Origin of the sequence: Methylobacterium sp. Leaf85 (genome assembly GCF_001422125.1) — a bacterium.
Lineage (GTDB): Bacteria > Pseudomonadota > Alphaproteobacteria > Rhizobiales > Beijerinckiaceae > Methylobacterium > Methylobacterium bullatum.
This window is the reverse complement of record NZ_LMME01000001.1, coordinates 417,011-439,343: the sequence shown is the minus strand read 5'-3', so window position 1 is coordinate 439,343 and position 22,333 is coordinate 417,011. Positions and strand designations below refer to the sequence as shown.

Here is a 22,333-nt window from a genome sequence, read left to right as displayed (position 1 = left end):
CGGTCACGCTTGATTTAGGCAAACCTGCCAAGGGTGGGCCGCGACGCGATCGGAGCGGTGGATCACCGAGAGATGCGAATCCTGGTTCTCGGAGGCTACGGCCTCATCGGCTCGGCGGTGGTCTCCCGCTGCCTCGCCGCCGGCCATGCGGTGACGGGTCTGGGGCGGGACGTCCGGTCAGCGCGATGGCGTCACCCCGATGCCGACTGGATCGCGTGCGACATCGCGAGACTGGCCGAGCCGGAGGATTGGACAACGATCCTCACCGGGTTCGACGCCGTGGTGAACTGCTCGGGCGCCTTGCAGGACGGCCCGCGCGACGATGTCCGCGCCGTCCAAGCGGTCGCCATGCGCGCCCTGTTCGCCTGCTGCCGGCAGATGGGCATCCGGCGAATCGTCCAGGTTTCGGCCGTGGGAGCCTCGCCCGATGCCCCCACCGAATTCATGCGCAGCAAGGCCGAGGCCGATGCGGCCCTTTGCGCCCTCGATCTCGACTGGGTGATCCTGAGGCCCGGCCTCGTCGTCGCGCCCGTCTCCTACGGCGCCACCGGCCTGATACGCGGGTTGGCGGCGCTTCCGGTGGCCTTCACGCGGATGCCCTCTCTCCGGCCGATCCAGACCGTCCATGTGCAGGACGTAGCGGGGGCGGTCCTCCTCGCGGTGGAGGGAGGGATCGCCGTACGGGCGCACTACGACCTCGTCGAGGATCAAGGCCACACCCTGCCGGACATCGTCGCGGCCTACCGCGCCTGGCTCGGGCGCCCTCCGGCCCCGCTCGCGCTGCCGGTCCCGTCCTGGCTCCTCCGGGCCGGTTTCCGCATGGGCGATCTCGTCGGCCGACTCGGCTGGCGGACTCCCATCCGCATCACGGCTCTGCGCCAGATCGAGGCCGGCATCGACGGAGATCCGACCGCCTGGGAGCGGGTCGCGGGCTCACCGCTCTCCTCCCTGTCGGAGAGCCTTCGGCGGATGCCGTCCGGGGTGCAGGAACGCTGGTTCGGCCGGCTCTGGCTCCTGAAGCCGGCGATCCTCGCCACGCTCTCGCTGTTCTGGCTGCTGTCGGGGCTGATCGCCCTGACGCATCTCGACGCCGCCATGGCGGCGATGACCGCCCACGGCATTGATGCGGTGACGGCGCGGGTCACGGTGCTCGCCGGGATTTTCGTCGACCTGGCGCTGGGGGCCGCGATCCTGGTGAGGCGCACCATGCCGCTCGCCGCCCTCGGCATGGCGGCGATGACGGGGATCTACCTCTTCTTCGGCTCGGCCATCGCCGCCGGTCTCTGGCTCGATCCCCTCGGCGCCTATCTCAAGACCCTGCCCGGGGTGATGCTGGCCCTCGTGGCCTATGCGCTGGCCGACGAGCGCTGACCTCGATGGAATACGTCGATCTCCTGCGCTGGCTGCACGTCATCGGCGCGACGATCCTGCTGGGCACCGGGGCCGGCATCGCCTTCTTCATGACGATGGCGCACCGCACGGGACGGTCCGACCTGATCGCCCATGTGGCGGGGACGGTGGTCGTCGCCGACACGCTCTTCACGGCGACGGCGGCGGTCATCCAACCGGTGACGGGCTGGCTGCTGGCACGCGCGGTGGGCTGGCCCCTCTCCGAGGGATGGATCGCCCTGTCGCTGATTCTCTACGTCGTCATCGGCTTGTTCTGGCTGCCGGTCGTCAGGATCCAGACGACCTTGCGCGATCTCGCCAGCGCTGCGGCGGGATCGGGAGTGCCCCTACCGCCGCGCTATCACAGGCTGTACCGGATCTGGTTTGCCTGCGGTTTTCCCGCCTTCGCCGCCATGCTCGCCATCGTCTGGCTGATGACGGCGAAACCGCGATTCGTCCTGTTCTGAGCTGACCTCAGGCGGCCGAAGGCAGCGCCTTGGCGCTCCAGGCACGGACATGGGCGTCGATGGCCAGAGCCTCGTCCACGTCGGCGGGCGCGCTGCGATACTCCGGGGCGAAATGCTCGCAAGCCCGCTCCACCAATTCGGCGATGCCGTAGAAGTCGATCTCGCCGCGGATGAAGGCGGCCACGGCGATCTCGTTGGCGGCGTTCATCACCGTCGGGGCAGCACCGCCCTCCGCAAGCGCCGCGCGGGCGATGCGCAGGCAGGGGAAGCGCGCCTCGTCCGCTGCCTCGAAGGTGAGGCTGCCGACGGCGGCGAGATCGAGGGAGCGTCCCCGCTCGATGGTCAGGCGGTCGCCGAGGCCGAGACAATGGGCGATGGGGACGCGCATGTCCGGCATGGCGAGACCGGCCGTCACGGCGCCGTCGCGCCAGGTGATGAGGCCGTGCACGATGGATTGCGGATGCACGATCACGTCGAGGCGCTCGGCCTCGATGGCGAACAGGTGATGCGCCTCGATGAGTTCGAGGCCCTTGTTCATCAGCGACGCCGAATCGATGTTGATCTTCATCCCCATCGACCAGGTCGGATGGGCCGCGGCCTCGGTGGGCGAGGCCGCCGCGATGCGCTCCCGCGTCCAGGTGCGGAAAGGGCCGCCGGAGGCGGTGATGGTCATCTTGGTCACGTCGGAGACACGGCCGTCTCCGAGAGCCTGCGCCAGCGCATTGTGCTCGGAATCCACGGGCAGCAGCGTCGCCTTGAACCGCGCGGCATCGCGCATGAACGCATCGCCGGCGCAGACGAGGCTCTCCTTGTTGGCGAGCGCCACCGTGCGGCCGAGGCGCAGGGCCGCATGGGTCGGCCGCAGGCCGGCCGCGCCGCTCACCGCCGCCACGACGATGTCGGCGTCACGGGCCACGGCTTCGAGGACGGCGCTATCGCCTGCCCCATTGGCGATGCCGGTGCCGGAAAGCGCCTCGCGCAGGGCCGGCCCCTGGCTCTCGTCGGCGAGCGCGGCGAAATCCGCGCCGATGTCGCGAGCGAGCTTTGCCAAAGCAGCGGCATCGCGGCCACCGACGAGGGCGCCGATCCGGAAGCGCCCGGGATGTTGCGCCAGGAGGTCGGTGGTGGAACGACCGATGGACCCGGTGGCGCCGAGGATGGTGACGGTATGGGTCAACGAATCGATTCCTTCAGACCACCGCCAGGCGGTGGGCGATGAGATAGAGGCCGGCGAGGACGGCCACGGCGAAGAAGCCGTCGAGCCGATCCATGACACCGCCATGGCCCGGGATCGAACGGCCCGAATCCTTGACGCCGTAATGACGCTTGAGACCTGATTCGGCGAGATCGCCGGCCTGACTCAGGATGGACGCGAGGGCACTCGTGATGGCGACCGCGACGAGGGGTGCATTCGCCAGACTGCTCCACCCCTGCGAGCGCGCGGCCATCACCAGCAGGGTGCCGGCGGCGATGCCCGCCGCGAGGCCGCCGAGGGAACCAGACCACGTCTTCTTGGGGCTCACCGACGGCATCAGCTTCGGCCCGCCGAAGGTCCGGCCGGTGATGTAGGCAACGATATCCGTGGACCAGACCACGGCGAACATCCAGGCCGGGCCGAAGATGCCGATGGCCGGGTCGTCGCGCAGGGCCGGGGGAACCAGGGCCAGCACGGCGGCGCTGAGGAAGCCGATGAGGACGCGGCCCCGCCCGCCGGAATCCCTCACGGTGACGAGGAGCGCTACGAGGGCGGCGCCGGTGACCGCGAGCCAGATCGGCGGCGCTGCATCAAGGCGCAGGCAGAGGGCGAGGCCGGCCAGCCCCAGGCCCGTGATCGCAACGGTAGGCCTGAGCGGCGCGATCCGGCTGATCGTGATCCATTCGCCCGCGAAGACGATGCCGGCGATGAGCCAGATGGCGGCGAAGGCCCAGCCGCCGAGGAACAGCGTGGTCAGTACTATGGTCGCCAGCACGATGGCCGACGCGGTGCGCAGCTGGAACTCGCGGCCGCCGAGGGGGCCACGCCTCGGGGCGGACGCCGCGTCGCCGGGCGAGACCATCACCCGGCCTTGCCGCTGAGGCCGCCGAAGCGGCGGTCGCGGCGATGATACTCGTCGATGGCCGCATGGAAGCAGGCGTGATCGAAATCCGGCCAGAATTCCGGCACGATCACGTATTCGGCGTAGGCCGTCTGCCACGTGAGGAAGTTCGACAGGCGCTGCTCGCCGGAGGTCCGAATGACGAGGTCGGGATCGGGAATGCCGGTGGTGTCGAGGGCTTGGGTGATGGCTTCGAGGCCGATCTCGGCAGGGCTCATCCGCCCGTCGGCCACGGCCTGGGCGAGGGTCCGGACCGCCCGGAGGATCTCCTGGCGCCCGCCGTAATTGAAGGCGATCACCAGGGTGAGGCCGGTATTGCCGCGGGTCCGCGACTCGGCCTCGTCGAGCAGGGCGGCGATATCGGTGCTCAGGCCCTCGCGGGCGCCGATGATCTTGACGCGCACGTTGTTGCCGTGGAGCTCGGCGAGGTCGCGGCGCACGAACAGCTTCAGCAGGCCCATGAGATCGGCGATCTCGGCCGGTGGCCGGCGCCAGTTCTCGGAGGAGAAGCTGTAGATCGTCAGATAGGAAACGCCGAGTTCGATCGCGGAGCGGACCGCGCGACGGACGGCCTCGACGCCGCGGCGATGCCCCTCCACACGCGGCAGACCACGGCGCGCGGCCCAGCGGCCGTTGCCATCCATGATGATGGCCACATGGGCGGGTGCCGCCGGACGGGTGACGGGAGACGGGCCGGCCCCCGACGGCGCGGCATCGCGCGAGGCGAGGCCGACCGTGGCAGCGGCCGCATCCCTATCCCCGGCCGCAGATACCTCGATCTGACGCGCGCCCTCTGAGCGACCCAACGCGCTTCTCCCCGTCCCTGATTCCGTCGATTCCATACCTGTCCGAAACCTAGACCTGCATGATTTCCTTTTCCTTCGAGGCGAGAACGCCGTCGATCTCGGCGATGTGCTGGTCGGTCACCTTCTGCACCTCGGTGGCCTGACGCTTCTCGTCGTCCTCGCTGATGGCGCTGTCCTTCTCGAGCTTCTTGAGATGGTCGAGCGCATCGCGGCGGACGTGGCGGACCGCGACGCGGGCCTCCTCGGTGTATTTGTGGGCGACCTTGACCATTTCCTTGCGGCGCTGCTCGTTCATCTCCGGCACGCGCAGGCGGATGGTCTGGCCTTCGGTCTGGGGGTTCAGCCCGAGATCGGATTCGCGGATGGCCTTCTCCACGGCAGCGACCATGCTCCGGTCCCAGACCGAGATCGACAGGAGGCGCGGTTCGGGCACGCTCACCGTGGCGACCTGGGCCATCGGCATCGACGACCCGTAGGCATCGACGTTGATCGGATCGAGGATGCTCGGAGTGGCGCGTCCGGTGCGCAGGGAGCCGAGATCCTTCGACAAGGCGCTCACGGCGCCCTGCATCCGGCGCTTGATATCGTTCAGGTCGAACTCTGGGGTCGCCATACTGTGTGTCCCGACGAAATTAGGGAGAAAGGGCGTTGGGCCGCCGGGGCCCGTGCGTGCGGCCTCAATGAACCAAAATCCGACAGGTCGCAAATGGCGTTCGCAGCTGCGGCGGATCAAATCGCCGGTGCGAGCCGGGTTCGCGATCGGCCTATCGCGCGACCGGCTTCATCGGCACGATCCCCGGCTGGCCCGAGCGCTGCACGAAATGGCTCGCATCGAGCTCCGTGAACGCCCGGAGCAGGGCGATGATGGACGTCGCGGACATCTCCGTGGGGTCGAACTTCGCGGTGGGACCGTATTGGAGATAGAGGGCGTTGAGGGCCTCCGAACGGCCGGCATAGCCCACCGTCCATCCCCCCAACGAACGCTGCTGCACCGGGGCGGCCGAGACGAGGACCATGCCGCTGTGACGGCTGTCCGCCGCCAGGGTCCAGAGCTGCTCCGAGATCGTCGATGCCTCGCCCTCCATGGCCTGGAGGAAGAAATCCTCGTTGAACACGAGGGCCCCGGTCATGCCGGACGCGCGATCGTAGCGGCTGCAGGAGGCCAGGATGTCCCGGACCATGTCGCGCATCGAACCACCCGTCAGCTTGACGAGATTCCGGCTATAGAAAACGATCTGCGACAAGGGCATCGACTATGCTCGGTAGCCGCTTCGGGCGTGCGGCAGGCGTTCCCTTTCCCAGGACGACCTAAAATCCTCAAGAAACCCTGAGGACAGAATCATCGATCGACTGACAGACCGCCGCGCATTAACGCGGCACGGCCAATCCGATACTTGAGACAGGGTGCCGTCAGGGCACGACATGCGTCGAAGGGGCGTTCCCGGTGAGGATCGCGGTCACCGAACTCGGCGCGTGGACCGAGCCGACGACGATGGAGATGCGGCTCTCGCGGGCGAGAGCGAAGGCGGCGGTATCCATGATCTTGAGATCGCGGGCGATGGCATCGTCATGGGTCAGGCGATCGAACCGCACCGCCGAAGGGTCCTTCTTCGGATCGGCCGAATAGACACCGTCCACCTGGGTCGCCTTGAGCACAGCTCCGCAGCGCAGTTCGGCCGCGCGCAGGACGGCGGCGGTGTCGGTGGTGAAATACGGGTTGCCGGTGCCGCCGGCGAGGACGACCACCTGGCCCTTGTCGAGATGGTGAAGGGCCGGCTGGCGCGCATAGGTCTCGCAGATGGTCGGCATCGACACGGCGGACATGGTGCGGGCGGGCACGCCGGCGGCATTCAGCGCCGTCTCCAGTGCGAGGGAGTTCATCACCGTGGCGATCATGCCCAGCGAGTCGCCGGTGGCCCGGTCGATCCACCCCGCCGACGAGATGCGCGCGCCCCGGATCATGTTGCCGCCGCCGACCACGAGGGCGACCTGGAAGCCGGCCTCCAAGGTCTTGGCGATATCGTCCGCCAGGGCCGCGAGAAGCGGGGGATGCAGCCAATACCCGTCCGGGGCGGCCAGGGCCTCGCCCGACAGTTTCACGAGCACGCGGCGAAACGGTTTGGTCTTCGACATGGCGCCAGTCCCCTCGAGCACCGGCGCAAGGCCGAACGATCCAATCGGAAGTGTCCGCTGTCTATCGCAAGGCGGTCGCGAAGGTCGAGGGGCAGGACGCCGTTAGCGCGTCATCCCCCATCTCGCCCCCAAGCCTGTGGAGAGACGCGACGAGGCCGGGGACCGGAAACGCGAAACGGGCGGCGGCATCGCTGCCGCCGCCCGTTTCACAGGGAGACCCGTCTCGGATCGAAGGCCGTATCAGCCGCGGGCGGCGGCGGCGACTTCGGTGGCGAAATCGGGGGCTTCTTCCTTCTCGATGCCCTCGCCGAGGGCGTAGCGCACGAAGGCCGTGAGCTTGACCGGCGCGCCGGCCTTGCCCTCGGCTTCCTTCAGCACCTGCGTGATGGTCTTGGAGCCGTCATGGACGAAGGGCTGCTCCAGGAGGGTGACCTCCTTGTAGTAGCTCTTCAGGCCGCTCTCGACGATCTTGGCGAGCACGTGGTCCGGCTTGCCGGCGTTCTTCTCGCGCAGGATGTTGCTCTCACGCTCCAGCACGGCCTGATCGACGCCCGCTGCGTCGAGGGCCACCGGGTTGGTGGCCGCGACGTGCATGGCGATCTGACGGCCGAGGGTGGAGAGAACCTCCACATCGCCCTCCGATTCGAGAGCCACCAGCACGCCGATCTTGCCGAGGCCGTCGGCGACCTGGGCATGGACGTAGGACGCGATCACGCCCTTGGTCACGTCGAGCTTGGCGACGCGGCGCAGGGTCATGTTCTCGCCGATGGTGGCGATGAGGCTGGAGAGCGTCTCCTTGATCGTCGTGGAGCCGCCGGGGAAGTGCGCGGCCTCGAGGCCTTCGAGGGTGCCGTCGGTGTCGAGGGCGAGCTTGGCGGCCTCGCGGGCGAAGCCCTGGAAGCTGTCGTTGCGGGCCACGAAGTCGGTCTCGGAATTCACCTCGACGATGGCGGCGTGATGGCCCGACGATTCGACGGCCACGAGGCCCTCGGCGGCGACGCGGCCGGCCTTCTTGGCGGCCTTGGCGAGGCCCTTCTTACGCAGCCAGTCGACGGCGGCTTCGATGTCGCCGTCCGTCTCGTTGAGTGCGCCCTTGCAGTCCATCATGCCCGCGCCGGTCTTTTCGCGGAGCTCTTTCACCAATGCGGCGGTGATGTTGGCCATGGCGAGTCCTCTCTTCGGGTCTGTCTCAAATGATAAAGGAGCCCGACGCTAGGGTCAGCGCCGGGCTTCGGGGATGGTTTCGACGTCAGCGGCGGCGTCCCGTCACCGGGATGCCTGTGCGATCAAACGGCGGCAGCGGCCTCGGCGAAGCCACGGGCCTGATCGACCCAGCCGTCGCGGCTGATACGGCCGTTGAGCTTCAGGTCGGCATCGACCTTCGCGACTTCCGCGTCGGTCATCGCGGCGATCTGCCAGTAATGGTAGACGCCGGCATCGTTGAGCTTCTGCACGATCTGCGGGCCGGCACCGTGGAGCTTGGACAGGTCGTCCGGAGCGCCGCGGGGAGCGGAGAGCAGTTCGAAATGCTCGGTGGACTCGACGAGTGCGGCCACGTCGGCCGGGTCGAGAGCACCGGATTCCACCGAGATGGCAGCCTCTTCCTGCGGGAGTTCCTCGGCGACGGGAGCCTCGGAGGCGCCGAGATCGACGCCGCTGGAGCCCTGGCCACGCGAGATGCCGTCGATGGCGGCGCGGGCGATGAGGTCGCAATAGAGCGAGATCGCGCGGCCGGCATCGTCGTTCGCCGGGACGACGTAGGTGATGCCGTCGGGGTTGCAGTTGGTGTCGACGATGGCCGCCACCGGGATCCCGAGGCGCTGGGCCTCCTTGATCGCGAGCTGCTCCTTGTTGGTGTCGATCACGAACAGCAGATCAGGCACGCCGCCCATGTCCTTGATGCCGCCGAGAGCCTTCTCGAGCTTGTCCTTCTCACGGGACAGCATCAGGCGCTCCTTCTTGGTGAGGCCCTGGCCACCACCTTCGAGGGTCTCGTCGACCTTGCGCAGACGGGCGATCGAGCCCGAGATGGTCTTCCAGTTGGTCAGCATGCCGCCGAGCCAGCGGGAGTTGACGTAGTACTGGGCCGAACGCTTGGCGGCTTCCGCGATCGTGTCGGCGGCCTGACGCTTGGTACCGACGAACAGCACGCGGCCGCCCTTGGCCACGGTGTCGCTCACGGCCTGGAGGGCCTGGTGAAGAGCCGGCACGGTCTGGGCCAGATCGATGATGTGGATGTTGTTGCGGGTACCGAAGATGTAGGTCTGCATCTTCGGGTTCCAGCGGTGGGACTGGTGTCCGAAATGGGCGCCCGCTTCGAGGAGCTGACGCATCGTGAAATCAACGGCCATGATCGTTTTCTCTTCCGGTTGATGCCGCCGCGGAGGAAGCGACCGCCCCTCGAAAGGAACGATCACCGGAAACGCCTCATTCAGGCATGAGGCCGGCTCCGCGTGTGGAATGGGCGGGGCCTTAGCAGAGGATATCTGCCGAGGCAAGGCTATGCGAAGGACATCGCAGGCAGCGAATCAGGCAGCCGGTGCCTCGCCGAACAAGGCCGCGACATCCCCCTTGGTGAGGATGCGGTAGGCGCCGGCTTCCAGGTCGGCCGGCAGGGTCAGGCCGCCGATGCGGTCGCGATGCAGGGCGGTGACGTGGTTGCCGAGCGCCGCGAACATGCGGCGGACCTGATGATAGCGGCCCTCATGCAGGGTCACGACCACATGGGTCTCGTCCTCGACTTCCATCTCCACCGGCAGGAGCGGCTTGTCCTCTCCTTCGAGCAGCATCGAGCCGCTGCCCAGCACCATGACCTCGTCGCCCTTGAGCGGACGGTCGAGGGCGACACGGTAGCGCTTGGCGACTTTCGATTTCGGCGAAATCACCTTGTGCAGGAAAGGCCCGTCATCGGTGAGGAGCAGGAGACCGGAGGTTTCCTTGTCGAGGCGGCCGATGGTGGAGAGGGCCGGGTCGCGCCTTCTCCAGCGCTCTGGAAGGAGCCCGTAGACCAGGGGACCGGCCTCCTTGTGAGAGCAGGTGACGCCCAGCGGCTTGTTCATCATCAAGGCGAGGCCGGGCGGCGGATCCAGGGGATCGCCATCGACGACCATGCGCTCCGACAGATCCGGCGTCGCGGCGATGCGCTGGCTCGCGTCCCGCAAAGGCGCGCCGTCGAGAACGACGAGGCCGGCCTTGGCGAGAAGGCCGATCTCCCGGCGCGAGCCGTAACCGAGATTCGCCAGCAGGCGATCGAGCCTGAGGCTCGGGCTCTTGCTCACGAAGGCACGCTCACTTGCGCGCTTCGTAGATCTTGTAGCCGCCGGCCGAGGCCCTCAGCGTGACGGCCTTGAAGGCGGCCTTCAGGGGTGCCTCGTAGGGCAGGTGCGCGTTGGCCGTCAGCCAGAGCGTGCCGCCGGGCCTCAACGTCTCGGCGGCGCGCCGGATGAAGACCTCGCCGAGGAAGCGATCCTCGATCCCGCCATCGTGGAAGGGCGGGTTCATCACCACGAAGTCGAGACGCTCGAGGGTGACGTCGGTGGAGCGGATGTCGGCCCAGCGGATATCGGCGCGGGGATCGCCCACGTTGCGGCGGGCCATCTCCACGGCGCGCCGGTCGATGTCGATCAGGGTCAGCGCGGTGACCCCCTGGGAGGCGAGGACGGCACGGGCGAGGACGCCGATACCGCAGCCGAAATCGGCGCCCCGGCCAGACAGGGCCGGCAGGTTGGCCAGGAGCAGCGCCGTGCCCGGATCGAGCCGGTCCCAGGAGAAGACGCCGGGCTGCGTGCACAGGGCGAGGTTGTCGATATGGCGGGGGGCGCCTTCCTGGATCACCTCGTCGAGGTCGATGATCGCGGCGGGCCGGGCGACCTCGCAGATCCGGTGATGCCGCTTGGCGGTCTCGGCCGGCTCGCAGCCGAACTCCTTCAGCTCTCGGCCGAGGCGGGCGCCGCCCTTGTCCTTCGGCGCCAGGGCACGCAGACGACCGCCCGGACGCAGGGCGCGCAACGACAGGGAGAGTGCGTAGCGCCGCTCGATCGTCCCCGCCGGGGCCAGCATGGTCACGCTCTCGAGGCTGCCCTCGGCGATGTCCTCGAGCCGGACCGATCCGGGGATCAGCGGCGAGAGTTGGGCCGCTCCTGCGGACACGTCGGCGAGTTCGGCGGGAGGTGAACCATAGACGGCATCCGGGACGGTGGGAGAAGGCATCATTGATGGATCCGGCGCGACAGCACGCGCGCCTCGAGAGTTGGGCGTTGAGAGGAGGATAGAGAGGTCCGCGACTCGGAATCGGGTGCGGCTTCGTGATTGGTAGCCGGCGATGGCCTCGTTGGAAAGGTTATCTTCGAGGCATCCGCCAAATTCGCAAAATCGAGCGAATCGGTTGGCAACAGCCTGTCAAGTCATTGCCAAGCTGTTCTGTACGAAATCATTCAAAGCAGGCCTTTCAATTGCAACTCCGCCTTGAGAACCCCAACCTTCCGCGAAGCGATACTGTGGTTTATGCGGCGGCGCAGCATGAAACGAGTATCCGATACCTCGGATCATGCCGTGCGACATAGGGCCTTCCTTTAGCCGCGCGGGAATTCGAGTCCCATTTCGCGATAGCGCGCCGGGTCGTCGGCCCAGTTCTCGCGCACCTTGACGTGCAGGAACAGGTGGACGGGCTGATCGGCCGCCTCGGCGATCTCGCGTCGCGCCGCCTGCCCGATCGCCTTGATGGTCTGTCCGCCCTTGCCGAGCACGATGGAGCGCTGGCTCTCGCGCTCCACGAAGATCGTCTGCTCGATCCGGACAGAGCCATCGGTCTTGGCCACCCATTGATCGGTCTCGACGGTGGAGCGGTAGGGCAGTTCCTCGTGGAGCCTGTCGTAGAGCTTCTCGCGGGTGATCTCCGCGGCGAGCATGCGGAGCGGAGCGTCGGAGACCTGGTCCTCCGGGTAGAGCCAGGGGCCGGGCTGCATCATCCCGGCCAGGGTCTTGCGCAGCGTATCGATGCCGTCGCCGTTGAGCGCGGAGATCATGAAGGTGTGGGCGAAGGCGATGCGCTCGTTGAGCGAGGCGGCCAGCGCCAGCAGCCGGTCGCGCGGGATCAGGTCGATCTTATTGAGGATCAGTGCCTTGGGGCGGCGCACCTCGGGCAGACGGGCGAGGATCGCCTCGACCTCCTCGGTGACGCCCTTGCGGGCATCGACCAGCAGGCAGATCGCGTCCGCATCGGCGGCCCCGCTCCAGGCGGAATGCACCATCGCCCGGTCGAGGCGGCGCTTCGGCGCGAAGATGCCGGGCGTGTCCACCAGGATGATCTGGGCGCTGCCCTCCATGACGATGCCGCGCACCAGCGCCCGCGTCGTCTGGACCTTGCGGGAGACGATGGAGACCTTCGTGCCCACGAGGCTGTTGAGCAGGGTCGACTTGCCGGCATTGGGAACGCCGATCAGGGCGACGAAGCCCGCGCTCGAATCCGCCGGGATGACCGGCAGCGGCTTGATCTCGGGCATCGGGGCCTGAGGGGTCAGGTCGTCCTCGTCGTCGAAATCGTTGTGGTCGTCAGGCATCGGAGTCGCTTTCTTCACCGACGTCCGCCGACGTCTCCATTCCGTTGAGGGGGCGCGCGCCAGGTTGCTGGCTCACACCCTGGACCTCGCGGTCGAGGACGAGGCGGGCGGCCTCCTGCTCGGCGAGGCGTTTCGAAGGGCCGGTGCCGTATCCAGGCTCCAGGCCCTCGACACGCGCGGCGATCCGGAAGACGGGGGCATGGTCCGGGCCGGACCGCTCCACGACGTCGTAGACCGGGATCGGCAGGGCGCGCCCCATCGCCCATTCCTGAAGGGCTGATTTCGCGTCGCGTCCGCGCGGCGCCGCCGTGTCGGTGCCGGGCGCGAAGGCCGCCAGGACGATGGCTTTGGCCGCCTCGTATCCGGCATCGAGGAAGACCGCGCCGAGGATCGATTCGCAGGCATCGGCCAGGATCGTCTGGTTGCGGCGGCCGCCGCTCTGGATCTCGCCCGGGCCGAGGGCGAGATGCGGCCCGACATCCCAGGCCGTCGCCACGGCGGCACAGGTCTCCCGGCGCACGAGCCCGGCGAGACGCCGCGACAGGTCACCCTCATCCGCCTGGGGAAAGGCTTCGTAGAGGAGGTCCGCGATGGCGAGGCCGAGCACCCGGTCACCGAGGAACTCGAGGCGCTGGTAGCTTCCCACCCGTCCACCGCCGCCGGCCTTGCTGACATGGGTCAGGGCCAGGGACAGCAGGCTGCGGTCGGCAAAGACATGGCCGATCCGCTCTTCGAGCACGTTCAGGCCGGGCTTGGGTCGCGGTGCGCGCCGCGCCCGGCTGGAAGGACGCGCCTCCTCACCCACGATCGATCGTCCTAATGGATGCTGCTGAAGATGCGGCCCCACCGCACCTTCGTCGGCCATTGCCAAATCTGCCAGGCGGGCGTGCCCTCGTCGATGGAGAAGAAGATCATTTCGGCGCGGCCGACGAAATTCTCGAACGGGACGAAGCCGACATTGGCGAGATCGCGCGAATCCGTGGAATTGTCGCGGTTGTCGCCCATCATGAAGTAACGGCCCGGCGGCACCAGATAAGGCTCGGTATTGTCCCAGTAGCCGTTGTCGCCCTCGCGCTCGATCACCTGATGCACCACGCCGTTGGGCAGGGTCTCGGTATATTGCTCGACTTTCGTTTCCTCGCCGTAGGGACCGGTGGTCTCGTAGGGGGCGATGCGCTCACGCTTCACCGCCACGTCGTTGATGTAGAGGATGCCGGCCTTCATCTGGATCTTGTCGCCGGGCAGGCCGATGACGCGCTTGATGTAGTCGGTGGCATTGTCCTTCGGCAGCTTGAACACCGCGATGTCGCCGCGCTTGGGCTCCGCCGCCCAGATCCGGCCATCGGCCTTGAACGGCAGGTACTCGCTCAGGGGGAGAGAGTACTTCGAATACCCGTAGGAGTACTTGGACACGAACAGGTAGTCGCCCACGAGAAGCGTCGGAACCAGCGACCCCGAGGGGATGTTGAACGGCTGGAAGAGCAGCGTGCGCACCACGAGGGCGATCAGCAGCGCCTGGACGCCGACCTTGACCGTCTCCTTGATGCTCGCCCAGGCGCCGGTGTCGGCCGCCCTCAGGTCTCGCTTCGTCTGGTGATCCACGCGCGCTCGTTCCATCTGTCTGCAATCTCCGGCTCGACGCGCGAACCCGATCGACTGTCGGTGAAGACCGGCGGTCTAGACCATGCGGTCGGGGGCCGCAACGCGAGCGGTCGCCGGCTCAGCATGCGCGGCCGGAAGGGGCAAGGCTTCGATGATCACGAATGCTTGCGCCATGGGCGGATCGTCGGTGAGCGTCACGTGGATCTTCGCGGCATGCCCGGCGGGAATCATCGCCTGCAGTCGCTCCGCGGCGCCGCCGGTGAGATGCAGGGTCGGCGCCCCGCCCGGCAGACTCACCACCTCCATGTCGCGCCAGAACACGCCGTGGCTCATGCCGGTGCCAAGGGCCTTGGCGCAGGCCTCCTTGGCGGCGAACCGCCTCGCATAGGATGGAGCGCGGGCGGCGCGGCCCTCCGACTTCGCGCGCTCGCCATCGGTATAGATCCGGTGGGTGAACCGCTCGCCGTAGCGTGCGAGGGACCGCTCGATCCGGCGGATGTCGCAGAGGTCCGAGCCGATGCCGACGATCATGCCGCGATCCCCGCCCGCGCCCGGTCCATCGCGGCGCGCATGTCGCGGATCGCCTGGCCGAGCCCCCAGAAGATGGCCTCGCCGATGAGCGAGTGGCCGATATTGAGTTCGGCGAGCTGCGGCAGGGCCGCCACCGGCCCGACGCTGTCGAGGGCGAGACCGTGCCCGGCATGGACTTCGAGGCCGATCCGCGAGCCGTAATCGGCGGCCCGCGCGATGCGGGCGAGTTCATGCGCCACCCGCGCGCCGTTGCCCTCGGCGACCGCTTCGCAATAGCTCCCCGTATGCAGTTCGACCACGGGTGCTTCGAGACGGAGTGCTGCGTCCATCACCGCCTCGTCGGGCTCGACGAAGAGCGAAACGCGGATGCCGGCGGCCGACAGGGCGGCGATCCGGGGGGCGAGGTGCGCCGCCTGCCCGACGATGTCGAGGCCGCCCTCGGTGGTGCGCTCCTCGCGCTTTTCCGGCACGAGGCAGGAGGCGTGCGGCCGCAGGCGGGCGGCGATGCCCACCATCTCGTCGGTGGCGGCCATCTCGAAATTGAGCGGCACCGAGAGCCGCCCCATCAGCGCCTCGATATCGGCGTCGCGGATATGCCGGCGGTCCTCGCGCAGATGCGCGGTGATGCCGTCCGCCCCGGCTTCCACCGCGAGCAGGGCGGCGGCGACGGGATCGGGATGGATGCCGCCGCGAGCGTTACGCACGGTGGCGACGTGGTCGATATTCACCCCGAGGCGCAGGGGAACGGGGGTTGTAGCGGACATCATGCGGCTCCGGACGGCAGGCGGGTCCCGAGAAAAAGGACGACCGGCAGAGGATGTGCCGGGCCGGCTCGTCCCTAGATAGGGGCGAGGCGGCATTTTCGGGATAGGCGGCGCAATGGGAATTCTCGACGGCCTGTTCGGCCATGGCAGCGACCTCTCTCCGCAGGAGGTGAACGACAGCCTCGCGGGAATCCTCACCCAGGGCGAGACGGTGCAGGTCGCCTTCCGGGTGATCCGCGACCTCATCGTCTTCACCGACCGGCGGCTGATCCTCGTGGACAAGCAGGGCATGACCGGGCGCAAGGTCGCCTACATGACCGTGCCCTATCGGGCGATCACCTGCTTCTCGGTGGAGACGGCGGGCGGTTTCGACTTCGATTCGGAACTGGCGATCTGGGTCTCCGGCCGGCCGGAGCCGATCAGGAAGACGCTCAAGCGCGGCGCCGACATCCTCGGCATCCAGCAGGCGATCGCCGCCTCCCTCAGGTGATTCGTCTCCGGAACCGGAAAACCAGGGCAGATGTTTGCGTTTAGACGGCAAACGAAATCTTGGAGGAACCCCATGAGTGTCCTGAAACCCGCGCTCCTCGCCCTGCTCCTCACCGCCGGGTCCGCCGGCATCGCTCTCGCCGACAAGCCCGGTGCGGATTGGATGCCGGCCGAGCAGGTCAAGCAGAAGCTGATGGCCGCCGGTTATACCGACATCACCGAGTTCGAGGCGGATGACGGCCATTGGGAGGGCGAGGGCATGAAGAACGGCGTGAAGATGGAGTTCCACGCCGATCCGAAGACCGGCGCCATCATTTCCGAGAAACCCGACAAATAGGCCCATCGACGGGTGAACAGGGACGGCGTCAGGATTGTCGCCGTCCTCGTCTCTGCTTAGGAGCGACCGACGGGCTCTGAGCGGATGGACTGCGCGTGATCGGCAATTTCGAGATCCTGGGCCGTCTTCTCCTCGCGGCGCTGCTCGGCAGCGCCGTGGATTTCGAGCGCGAGCGCCTCGTCTGGGCGGCGGGGATGCGGACGCACATGCTCGTCTGCGTCGGCTCCTGCCTGATCGTCATCGTCTCGGCTTTCGGCTTTCGGCTTTTCGGACATTCTCGGTACGCCGAACGTCTCTCTGGATCCGTCGCGCATGGCGGCGCAGGTGGTGTCCGGCATCGGCTTTCTCGGTTCCGGCACGATGTTGCAGGCCATCGGCCGGATGCGGCAGCGGGCGGCTTGCCCAATCCGGCGCTTGAAAGATGTCTGATTCAAAGCGAAGAAACGAATAATTATCTCGCCGGAATTACGCGCGAGATTTCCAGAAATAAGCAAAGCTATACATGGGCACATCTTCGTGATAGTTGCGGTTGAGGGTTTATTGATGTCAGAAATGATCGATCTTCTACGCAAAATATACGACAAAAATCAGGAATTCGAGTTCGACCAGGTTATCGGAAAAGGCAAACCGCCAGAATCGATCCTCATGATCGACGGCGTCACACGCAAACCGCTTTCGCCGCAGATGCGCGATTTCTATAGCTTCGCCCTGACTTGGACGGAGGGGCTGACGGGATTGGATGTCGTTGATCCGAACAAGCTGGAAGAACTCTATGCCAAGCCGGAGGTGAAAGAATCGATCGACCTGAAGGCCGAGGACTACAAGCCGCTGCCACCATCAGATCCCTCCGACTGGCAAAGAACGGCACTGTTGGCGTTGGAAGATGGCGGCCAGGGCCTCGGACTATGTTTCTACTGGTGGCAGTCGGATGCCGATACCGAACCCTGCATCGTCTTCATCAGCGGCGGCACGATCAACGTCTTCGTTGACCTCGAGGAATATGCCGAGCACCTCGCAAACGGAACCTTCCCCGAGCAGGGCGATGCGATCTACCGTGAGCGCGACGAACATGCCACGTTGTGGAAGAGGCCAGTTCGTGTTCCTGACTACTAGCGGACGGCGCGGGTGACAGCATAGAGCTGGGTGACGGCTGCTCGAATATGGAGATGATCGGTCGCTCGGACTTTTCGTTTTTCTTGCGGTGACAGTCGGAACAGCATTTTGGCGAGGTGCGGATTGACGGCCATGATCGGGGTGATGATGGGCTTTGGTATCGCCAGCAGGATCGGTGCCCATGCCTCGCCACCCAGTCCCAGGGCAAAGCCGATCGCCCAGGCGTCGACTATCGTCTTGCCCTTGTCCTGCATGAAGATCGGATAATAGTCGCCAGGGGCATGTGCCAGGAGATGGTCCACTTCGTCATGCCGATTGAGGACGGTATTGACGAGACATTCTTCGATCGAGCCGGGCTTGGTTTGGGGTACGGTTCCGCCGAACACGTTCGGCAGCCAGACTGCTGGCGCCACCGGCACGGGGCCAGCGACGCATGCTGCGCGGGGAGATGGTGAAGGGCCTCACCACGGCGGCGGGGTTGTGGGCCGTGGCCGCCATCGGCCTGGCCGCGGGAACGGGCCTCTACGTGGCGGCGATCGCGACCACCGCCATCGTTCTCCTGATCCTGGCGGGGATGAAGCCGCTGGAGAAGCGCTACCGCGAGCGGGCACAAACTCGCACCCTCACCATCACGGCCAGGCGCGGCGCGATCACCATCGAGAGCCTGCGGACGATGTCCGGTTCCTTCGCCTCCCGCCTCGTACAATTCGTGGCGCAGCCGACGGAGGAAGACGGCATCGACACAATCGACGTGTCCTACGTCCACATCCCGGAGAGGAGCTTCGACGAGATCGTGGCCGCCCTCCGCGCCCGCGACGGCGTGAGGAGCGTTTCCTGAGGCGTCAGTCCCGCATTTCGGGAAGGGCGAAGACCGTGAGTTGTCCGCCCAGCGCCGTGTAGTGCGACAGGCCGGCATAGCCGCCCACCGCCCCGGCCCCGTCGGCCGGGTCGGTGAGACCGGCCGCAAGCCCGATCCCCGCCCAGCCTCCGACGCCCGAGAGCACGGCGACGTATTGCCGGCCGCGATGGAGGTAGGTCGTCACGTTGCCGATGATGCCCGACGGGCTCTTGAATCGGTAGAGCTCGCGGCCCGTGCGCGCATCGACGGCCTTCAGGTAACCTTCCAGCGTTCCGTAGAAGACGACGCCGCCGGCCGTGGCGAGGGCGCCGGACCAGACCGAGAACGGCTCGGTGTTCGACCAGACGACCTTTCCGGCGACGCCGTCCCAGGCGATGAACCGGCCCGTCTCGGGACCATCCTCGGTCGGCTGCAGGGTTACCGTGGCGCCGACGTAGGGGATGCCGGGCGTATAGGTGACGTGGAACGGCTCGTAAGTCATGCAGATGTGGTTGGTCGGCACGTAGAAGAGCCGGGTAATCGGCGAATACGCCGCCGGCTGCTCGTTCTTGGCACCGATGGCGCCGGGGCAGATGCCGGTAGTGGTCTCGTCCTCTCCCGTTCGATCGGGTGAGCGGCGCGGATCGACCAGGGGGCGCCCGTAACGGCCCGAGCCCTCGTCCATGTCGATCCCGGTGGCCCAGTTCACCGCCGAATCGAATTTTTTCGCCACCAGGAGTTCGCCGGTGCTCCGGTCCAACGTGTAGCCGAACCCGTTGCGGTCGAAATGGGTGAGAAGCGGACGCGTCCGGCCGTCGATCGTCTGATCCGTGAGGATCATCTCGTTGACGCCGTCGTAGTCCCACTCGTCGTGGGGCGTCATCTGGTAGACCCATCGCATCATGCCGGTATCCGGGTTGCGAGCGACGATCGCCGTCGTCCACTTGTTGTCGCCGGGACGCTGCGTCGGATTCCAGGTCGAGGGGTTGGCGGTGCCGTAATAGATGAGGTCGAGCTTGGGGTCGTAGGAGTACCAGCCCCAGGTCGCCCCGCCGCCGGTCTTCCACTGGTCGCCCTCCCAACTCGCGAGGGACGAATTCTCGCCGATGGGCCGGCCGAGCGAGGTGGTCTTCTGCGGATCGACGATCATGTCCGCGTCCGGCCCCGTCGAGTAGCCGCGCCAGAGCCGTGTCCCGGTCTTGGCATCGTAGGCGGTGATATGGCCACGCGCGCCGTACTCGGCGCCAGAGATGCCGACGATGATCTTGTCCTTCACCGGCATCACGGTGGCGGTGTTGGTCTCGCCGACCGCCGGATCGCCGTTCTTCACGGACCAGTTCACCCGGCCGGTCCTGGCATCGAGGGAAACCAGGGTGGTGTCGGCCTGGTGCAGGATGATGGCGCCGTCGGCATAGGCCAGACCACGGTTGACCGTGTCACAGCACATCACCGGGATGACGCTCGGGTCCTGCCTGGGCTCGTACTTCCAGACGATCACGCCGTCCTTGTCGAGGTCGAGGGCGTAGACGATGTTCGGGAAGGGGGTGTGGACGTACATCATGTTGCCGACGACGAGGGGCGAACCCTCGTGACCGCGCAGGACGCCCGTCGAGAACGTCCAGGCCACCTGCAGCTGCTTCACGTTGCCGGCATCGATCTGGTCGAGCTTCGAATAGCGCGTGTTGGCGTAATCGACCGTCTGCAGCACCGGCTCGTCGGCGATGGCCGGGCCGGACGCAATGAGACAGAGCAGGAGGGCCACGGCTCGTTTCATACCTGACATCGGCGGTCCTCCAACGTGGCGTGCGCGTTCCGGCGGCTCCTCTATCACCGGATGCGGATCGATTCGCGGGCTTCCTTGCCGCTGGGATCGGGGCGATCATCCGTGTCGCCATCCTTGCCATCCCGTCCGAACTCGTCTATGCGCCGCAATTCGTGTTCGCTCCGGCTGGGGGCTGAACGGACGGTGCCGGCTTGTCCGGCATGCGGAGTTCGCTCCATCGTCCCGTGTCTCCGCCTTCGATCAACCGCTCGGGCCTTCAAACGGCTCGAAGGGCTTGGCGCCGGGCGAAACGCGTTGAACCGGCCCGACGATCGACACCCGCACATCCGTGCCGTCGGGCCCCTTTTGCTATGAAGGGCCCGTTATGCCTCTTTATGAACACGTCTTCCTGGCACGCCAGGACGTGACGGCCCAGCAGGTCGAGACCATGGTCGAGACCTACAAGGGCGTCATCGAAGCCAATGGCGGCAAGGTCGAGAAGATCGAGATGTGGGGCGTGAAGTCCCTCGCCTACCGCATCAAGAAGAACCGCAAGGCGCATTTCACGCTCCTCAACGTCGACGCCCCCCCGGCGGCTCTCGCCGAGATGGAGCGCCAGATGCAGATCTCCGAGGACGTCCTGCGCTTCATGACCGTCCGCGTCGAAGAACTCGAGTCCGAGCCGTCGGCGATGATGCAGAAGCGCGACCGCGACGACCGCAAGGATCGCGAGCGCGGCCGTCGTCGTGACGACGAAGGCTTCGGTGGTGGTGGATTCGGTGGCGACCGGGATCGTGGCGACCGCGGTGATCGCGGCGACCGTCCCGAGCGCAGCTTCGGCGGGGAGAACTAAGCCATGGGTTTCGGTGCTGGACCTGGTGCGGCTCCTGCCGCTGGTGGTGGTGCGGGCGGCGGACGTCGTCCCTTCTTCCGTCGCCGCAAGACCTGCCCGTTCTCGGGCGCGAACGCTCCCAAGATCGACTACAAGGACGTCAAGCTCCTGTCGCGCTACGTCTCCGAGCGCGGCAAGATCGTGCCGTCGCGCATCACGGCGGTGTCGGCCAAGAAGCAGCGTGAACTCGCCCAGGCGATCAAGCGCGCCCGCTTCCTCGGCTTCCTCCCCTACGTGATCAAGTAAGCCTCGGCCTCTTCACGAGGTCCCCTCCTCCCCCTTGTGGGGAGGAGTTGGAGGTGGGGGTGATTGGGTGGCCCTCGGCCTGCGCAGGCTGGCGGAGCCACCCCCACCCTCGATCCCTCCCCACAAGGGGGAGGGAAGTCTACGCCGGCGGTAAGCACGCTGCCGGACGTCGTTGGGGCGAAATGAAACGCCTCTAACCCTGCCCTTTTCGGGGACAGCGGGACAGCGGGATCGATGACACAGTTTCTCGGTATCGGCATCGGCGCGGGCCTCGTCTCCGCACTCCTCTTCGGCGTCCTGCTGAAGGGCACGCTGCTGTCCATCGTGCTCTACCTGCTCGCCCCGCTCCCGATCCTGATCGTGGGCCTCGGCTGGAGCCACAAGGCCGCCCTCGTCGCTGCGATCACGGGCGCCGTCGCGCTTGCCTTCCTGCAGCCCTTCCTCGGACTCGGCTTCCTCGCCTACCTGGCGCTGCCGGCCTGGTGGCTGGCCTATCTCGCCCTCCTCGGGCGGCCGAACGCCGACGGCACCATGGAATGGTACCCGACCGGGCGGCTTCTCGCCTGGACCGCCGGCACGGCCTTCTTAGCAGTAACTGTCATCACCGCGCCGAACTATGACGAAGTCCAAATCAGATTGAAGACTTCGCTTCTTGAAGTCGTTAAGCTCCAGAATCAAGGTCGGGTTGTTCCGCAAACGCCCCCCGAAAAGAGCCATAGCCAACCGCCTGCTGCAAGCGATACGACACCAGAAAGTCAACCAAAAGACGGAGTACTGGCAGCCGAACTTCCTTCAGATCTTCAATTAAAGTTTATCGATTCATTCGCCGCGATTTATCCCGGTTTTGCGGCCTACTTCCTGACTATGCTACTTACCGCTTATCTTTGGTTGTCTGCGCGGATCGTGCGGGTTTCTGGGCGTCTGCTAAGGCCTTGGCCAGATATACCTTCAACACAAATGCCCCGCACGATTTTAGGTTTGCTTCCACTAGGAATTCTATTCGTTAGCGCGTCAGGAGCCGTCGGGTCCCTGGGTATTGCTTTAGTCGGCGCTCTGGCCGCTGCCTTCCAGTTGCAAGGGTTGGCCGCTTTTCATGAGAGAAGTCGATTACTCCCGGCTCGACCGGCGCTCCTGTTTGGCCTTTATTTTATTATTTTGGCCACGAGCGGCGTCGCCCTTTTCGCCCTGACCCTGTTCGGCCTCGCCGACACCGCCTTCAACCGGCGCCGTCCCAAGGAGGACGCCGGACGAACCTGAGGCCCGTCTCCCGCATCACGCGGCCGGATCTCTCTCGACACACCCCACCCCAG

General features: G+C 66.7%; 27 protein-coding genes. 10 read left to right on the top strand and 17 right to left on the bottom strand.

What is annotated here, in order from left to right:
- The first annotated feature begins 72 nt into the window (after positions 1–72).
- Entirely contained in the window at positions 73–1,371 is a 1,299-nt protein-coding gene (locus ASF08_RS02025) for an SDR family oxidoreductase (RefSeq protein WP_056140537.1), read from the top strand.
- A 5-nt stretch (positions 1,372–1,376) separates the two neighbouring features.
- Positions 1,377–1,856, top strand: coding sequence for a DUF2269 family protein (locus tag ASF08_RS02020; protein WP_056140534.1), 480 nt, complete (start codon positions 1,377–1,379; stop codon positions 1,854–1,856).
- Positions 1,857–1,863: 7 nt separating this feature from the next.
- On the opposite strand, the gene dxr is transcribed toward ASF08_RS02020, so the two are convergent.
- The 15 genes from dxr to ASF08_RS01945 all read right to left on the bottom strand — a co-directional run bounded on the left by dxr (position 1,864) and on the right by ASF08_RS01945 (position 15,346).
- Positions 1,864–3,033 carry a 1-deoxy-D-xylulose-5-phosphate reductoisomerase gene (gene dxr, locus ASF08_RS02015; RefSeq protein ID WP_056140530.1) on the bottom strand — a complete coding sequence of 390 codons (1,170 nt, stop codon included), beginning with the start codon at positions 3,031–3,033 and terminating at the stop codon, positions 1,864–1,866.
- A gap of 13 nt (positions 3,034–3,046) precedes the next feature.
- On the bottom strand, positions 3,047–3,913 hold the full coding sequence (locus ASF08_RS02010; RefSeq protein ID WP_056140526.1) for a phosphatidate cytidylyltransferase: 867 nt from the start codon (positions 3,911–3,913) through the stop codon (positions 3,047–3,049).
- Positions 3,913–4,758 (bottom strand): isoprenyl transferase, encoded by an 846-nt coding sequence (locus ASF08_RS02005; protein ID WP_018045030.1) that lies wholly within the window; start codon positions 4,756–4,758, stop codon positions 3,913–3,915. Before ASF08_RS02005 ends, ASF08_RS02010 begins: the two co-directional genes overlap by 1 nt.
- Positions 4,759–4,807: 49 nt before the next feature.
- A complete protein-coding gene (gene frr, locus ASF08_RS02000; RefSeq protein WP_018045031.1) occupies positions 4,808–5,371 on the bottom strand; it encodes a ribosome recycling factor in 564 nt (187 codons plus the stop codon).
- Between the two features lie 151 nt (positions 5,372–5,522).
- Complete coding sequence (locus tag ASF08_RS01995; RefSeq protein WP_162238935.1) at positions 5,523–6,002, bottom strand: BLUF domain-containing protein; 480 nt, start codon at positions 6,000–6,002, stop codon at positions 5,523–5,525.
- Positions 6,003–6,168: 166 nt separating this feature from the next.
- Positions 6,169–6,891: a UMP kinase gene (pyrH, locus tag ASF08_RS01990; RefSeq protein WP_018045033.1), complete on the bottom strand. Its 723-nt coding sequence runs from the start codon at positions 6,889–6,891 to the stop codon at positions 6,169–6,171.
- Positions 6,892–7,131: 240 nt separating this feature from the next.
- Positions 7,132–8,055: a translation elongation factor Ts gene (gene tsf / locus ASF08_RS01985; protein WP_056140520.1), complete on the bottom strand. Its 924-nt coding sequence runs from the start codon at positions 8,053–8,055 to the stop codon at positions 7,132–7,134.
- 122 nt (positions 8,056–8,177) lie between these two features.
- A complete protein-coding gene (locus ASF08_RS01980; RefSeq protein ID WP_018045035.1) occupies positions 8,178–9,242 on the bottom strand; it encodes a 30S ribosomal protein S2 in 1,065 nt (354 codons plus the stop codon).
- A 177-nt stretch (positions 9,243–9,419) separates the two neighbouring features.
- Entirely contained in the window at positions 9,420–10,169 is a 750-nt protein-coding gene (locus ASF08_RS01975; protein ID WP_056140515.1) for a pseudouridine synthase, read from the bottom strand.
- A gap of 10 nt (positions 10,170–10,179) precedes the next feature.
- Entirely contained in the window at positions 10,180–11,103 is a 924-nt protein-coding gene (locus ASF08_RS01970) for a class I SAM-dependent methyltransferase (RefSeq protein WP_018045037.1), read from the bottom strand.
- 359 nt (positions 11,104–11,462) lie between these two features.
- A complete protein-coding gene (era, locus tag ASF08_RS01965; protein ID WP_085984279.1) occupies positions 11,463–12,392 on the bottom strand; it encodes a GTPase Era in 930 nt (309 codons plus the stop codon).
- A 49-nt stretch (positions 12,393–12,441) separates the two neighbouring features.
- Positions 12,442–13,254 (bottom strand): ribonuclease III, encoded by an 813-nt coding sequence (gene rnc / locus ASF08_RS01960; protein ID WP_056140511.1) that lies wholly within the window; start codon positions 13,252–13,254, stop codon positions 12,442–12,444.
- An 11-nt stretch (positions 13,255–13,265) separates the two neighbouring features.
- The gene (gene lepB, locus ASF08_RS01955; RefSeq protein ID WP_027172155.1) at positions 13,266–14,066 is read right to left on the bottom strand and encodes a signal peptidase I; all 801 of its coding nucleotides are present in this window, start codon (positions 14,064–14,066) and stop codon (positions 13,266–13,268) included.
- Positions 14,067–14,126: 60 nt separating this feature from the next.
- The gene (acpS, locus tag ASF08_RS01950; RefSeq protein ID WP_056140508.1) at positions 14,127–14,582 is read right to left on the bottom strand and encodes a holo-ACP synthase; all 456 of its coding nucleotides are present in this window, start codon (positions 14,580–14,582) and stop codon (positions 14,127–14,129) included.
- Entirely contained in the window at positions 14,579–15,346 is a 768-nt protein-coding gene (locus ASF08_RS01945; protein ID WP_056140884.1) for a pyridoxine 5'-phosphate synthase, read from the bottom strand. Before ASF08_RS01945 ends, acpS begins: the two co-directional genes overlap by 4 nt.
- A 115-nt stretch (positions 15,347–15,461) precedes the next feature.
- On the opposite strand from ASF08_RS01945, the gene ASF08_RS01940 reads away from it, so the two are divergent.
- The 4 genes from ASF08_RS01940 to ASF08_RS25590 all read left to right on the top strand — a co-directional run bounded on the left by ASF08_RS01940 (position 15,462) and on the right by ASF08_RS25590 (position 17,285).
- Positions 15,462–15,836, top strand: a complete 375-nt coding sequence (locus tag ASF08_RS01940) for a PH domain-containing protein (RefSeq protein WP_056140506.1) — start codon at positions 15,462–15,464, stop codon at positions 15,834–15,836.
- 72 nt (positions 15,837–15,908) lie between these two features.
- The gene (locus tag ASF08_RS01935; RefSeq protein ID WP_147829098.1) at positions 15,909–16,172 is read left to right on the top strand and encodes a PepSY domain-containing protein; all 264 of its coding nucleotides are present in this window, start codon (positions 15,909–15,911) and stop codon (positions 16,170–16,172) included.
- Positions 16,173–16,267: 95 nt separating this feature from the next.
- A complete protein-coding gene (locus ASF08_RS23615) occupies positions 16,268–16,705 on the top strand; it encodes an MgtC/SapB family protein (RefSeq protein ID WP_162238934.1) in 438 nt (145 codons plus the stop codon).
- 10 nt (positions 16,706–16,715) lie between these two features.
- Complete coding sequence (locus ASF08_RS25590; RefSeq protein ID WP_244474422.1) at positions 16,716–17,285, top strand: hypothetical protein; 570 nt, start codon at positions 16,716–16,718, stop codon at positions 17,283–17,285.
- Here ASF08_RS25590 and ASF08_RS01920 read toward each other — a convergent pair.
- Positions 17,282–17,698, bottom strand: coding sequence for a YecA family protein (locus tag ASF08_RS01920; protein WP_244474421.1), 417 nt, complete (start codon positions 17,696–17,698; stop codon positions 17,282–17,284). The genes ASF08_RS25590 and ASF08_RS01920 overlap by 4 nt on opposite strands.
- Positions 17,699–17,718: 20 nt before the next feature.
- Here ASF08_RS01920 and ASF08_RS01915 point away from each other — a divergent pair, with 20 nt between their 5' ends.
- The gene (locus ASF08_RS01915) at positions 17,719–18,123 is read left to right on the top strand and encodes an MgtC/SapB family protein (protein WP_244474420.1); all 405 of its coding nucleotides are present in this window, start codon (positions 17,719–17,721) and stop codon (positions 18,121–18,123) included.
- A gap of 4 nt (positions 18,124–18,127) precedes the next feature.
- Here ASF08_RS01915 and ASF08_RS01910 read toward each other — a convergent pair whose 3' ends face one another.
- On the bottom strand, positions 18,128–19,897 hold the full coding sequence (locus ASF08_RS01910) for a methanol/ethanol family PQQ-dependent dehydrogenase (RefSeq protein WP_056140493.1): 1,770 nt from the start codon (positions 19,895–19,897) through the stop codon (positions 18,128–18,130).
- Between the two features lie 373 nt (positions 19,898–20,270).
- On the opposite strand from ASF08_RS01910, the gene rpsF reads away from it, so the two are divergent.
- The 3 genes from rpsF (at position 20,271) to ASF08_RS01895 (ending at position 22,280) form a co-directional block, all read left to right on the top strand.
- Positions 20,271–20,738: a 30S ribosomal protein S6 gene (gene rpsF / locus ASF08_RS01905; protein WP_018045048.1), complete on the top strand. Its 468-nt coding sequence runs from the start codon at positions 20,271–20,273 to the stop codon at positions 20,736–20,738.
- 3 nt (positions 20,739–20,741) lie between these two features.
- Positions 20,742–21,023, top strand: a complete 282-nt coding sequence (gene rpsR / locus ASF08_RS01900) for a 30S ribosomal protein S18 (RefSeq protein WP_018045049.1) — start codon at positions 20,742–20,744, stop codon at positions 21,021–21,023.
- A gap of 234 nt (positions 21,024–21,257) precedes the next feature.
- Positions 21,258–22,280, top strand: coding sequence for a DUF2232 domain-containing protein (locus ASF08_RS01895; protein ID WP_056140491.1), 1,023 nt, complete (start codon positions 21,258–21,260; stop codon positions 22,278–22,280).
- The last annotated feature ends 53 nt before the right edge of the window (positions 22,281–22,333 follow it).